2 protein-coding genes are annotated in these 1,951 nt (G+C 66.2%); both read left to right on the forward strand.

The genetic code is table 11. The features are described 5' to 3' along the window. The first annotated feature begins 108 nt into the window (after positions 1 to 108). Complete coding sequence (gene ilvN / locus DMB66_RS58450; protein WP_023561968.1) at positions 109 to 624, forward strand: acetolactate synthase small subunit; 516 nt, start codon at positions 109 to 111, stop codon at positions 622 to 624. Positions 625 to 704: 80 nt separating this feature from the next. After that, positions 705 to 1,718 carry a ketol-acid reductoisomerase gene (gene ilvC / locus DMB66_RS58455; protein ID WP_125812553.1) on the forward strand — a complete coding sequence of 338 codons (1,014 nt, stop codon included), beginning with the start codon at positions 705 to 707 and terminating at the stop codon, positions 1,716 to 1,718. The last annotated feature ends 233 nt before the right edge of the window (positions 1,719 to 1,951 follow it).

Consider the following 1,951-nt stretch of genomic DNA (forward strand, 5'->3'; position numbering starts at 1 on the left):
CAAGGACGCCATGGTCTGGCCGATGGTCGCGGCCGGCACCAGCAACGACGAGATCATGTTCGCCCGGGACGTGCGCCCGGCCTTCGACGAGGACGACCTGTGAACAGTATGAACAAGCACACCCTGTCCGTGCTCGTGGAGAACAAGCCCGGCGTGCTGGCCCGGGTGTCGGGTCTGTTCTCGCGGCGCAGCTTCAACATCGATTCGCTGGCGGTGGGCGAGACGGAGAACCCGGACGTTTCCCGCATTACGATCGTGGTCAACGCTGACTCCTCACCCCTGGAGCAGGTGACCAAACAGCTCAACAAGCTGGTGAACGTCCTGAAGATCGTCGAGCTGGACCCGCAGCAGTCGGTCCAGCGCGAGCTCCTGCTGGTCAAGGTGCGCGCCGACCGCACCGTGCGCGGGCAGGTGCTCGAGACGGTCGAGCTGTTCAGGGCGAAGGTGATCGACGTCGCGCCGGACACCCTCACGATCGAGGCGACCGGCAACCCCGACAAGCTGGACGCGCTGCTGCGCGACCTCGAGCCGTACGGGATCAAGGAAATGGTCCAGTCCGGGCTGGTCGCTATCGGCCGAGGCTCGCGCTCGATCACTACCGGCCCCGCTCTGCGCGCGGCCTGATCACTACCTTGGGCCCAGTCCCATCCGGCCGCCCCACCACCACCCTTAACTAGAAAAATGCTCCTTCTGAAAGGGAAGTCATGACCGCGGAAGTGTTCTACGACGACGACGCCGACCTGTCCATCATCCAGGGACGCAAGGTCGCCGTTATCGGGTACGGCAGCCAGGGCCACGCCCACTCGCTGTCGCTGCGCGACTCGGGCGTCGACGTGGTGGTCGGCCTGAAGGAGGGCTCCCAGAGCCGCGCCAAGGCCGAGGAGCAGGGCCTGAAGGTGCTCACGCCCGCCGAGGCGTCCGCCTGGGCCGACGTGATCATGGTGCTGGCGCCCGACACCGCGCAGCGGAAGATCTACGCCGAGTCGATCGAGCCGAGCCTGACCGCCGGCAAGGCGCTCTTCTTCGGCCACGGCCTCAACATCCGCTTCGAGCTGATCAAGCCGCCGGCGAACGTGGACGTGGCGATGGTCGCCCCCAAGGGCCCGGGTCACCTGGTCCGCCGCCAGTACGTGGACGGCAAGGGCGTGCCCGCGCTCATCGCGGTGGAGCAGGACGCCAGCGGTGGCGCCCAGGCGCTGGCGCTGTCGTACGCGAAGGCGATCGGCGGCACCCGGGCCGGCGTCATCAAGACCACGTTCAAGGAGGAGACGGAAACCGACCTCTTCGGCGAGCAGGCTGTCCTCTGCGGCGGTACGGCCGCACTCGTGCAGACCGGCTTCGAGGTGCTCACCGAGGCCGGCTACGCCCCGGAGATCGCCTACTTCGAGTGCCTGCACGAGCTGAAGCTGATCGTCGACCTGATGTACGAGGGCGGCATCTCCCGGATGCGGTACAGCATCTCGGACACCGCCGAGTTCGGTGACTACGTCAGCGGCCCCCGCGTGATCAACGCCGGGGTGAAGCAGGAGATGAAGAAGATCCTCGCCGAGATCCAGTCCGGCGAATTCACCAAGGCGCTTATCGCCGACGACGAGGCGGGTGGCCCGGCCCTGGCGCAATACCGCAAGGAAGGCGCCGAGCACCCCATCGAGGTCACCGGCAAGAAGCTGCGCGACATGATGAGCTGGGTCGACCGCCCGATCACCGAAACAGCCTGACGCTTATGGCCGGCAGACGCCGGGTCGCAGTGCCGCAAGGCGCCGCGATCCGGCGTTTTGCGTAGCCATTCGACTACTTGAAACATAGGCGTTACGTCCCGCTTACCAAACCGGCCGTCGACATCGAATTGTGCACTGTTCGGGCGCTCTGGAGTGGACAGCAGCAGGTAGATTCGCCGCATGCGACTGGCTGATTCTTTCCGGAGCGAGCGCTTCGGCGCGGTCCGGATTCA

This window comes from Actinoplanes sp. ATCC 53533, from assembly GCF_003947245.1.

Excerpts from the sequence above, each read along its gene's own strand:
- ilvN (WP_023561968.1), top strand. The coding sequence starts at position 109 with ATGAACAAGCACACCCTGTCCGTGCTCGTGGAGAACAAGCCCGGCGTG.
- ilvC (WP_125812553.1), top strand. The coding sequence starts at position 705 with ATGACCGCGGAAGTGTTCTACGACGACGACGCCGACCTGTCCATCATC.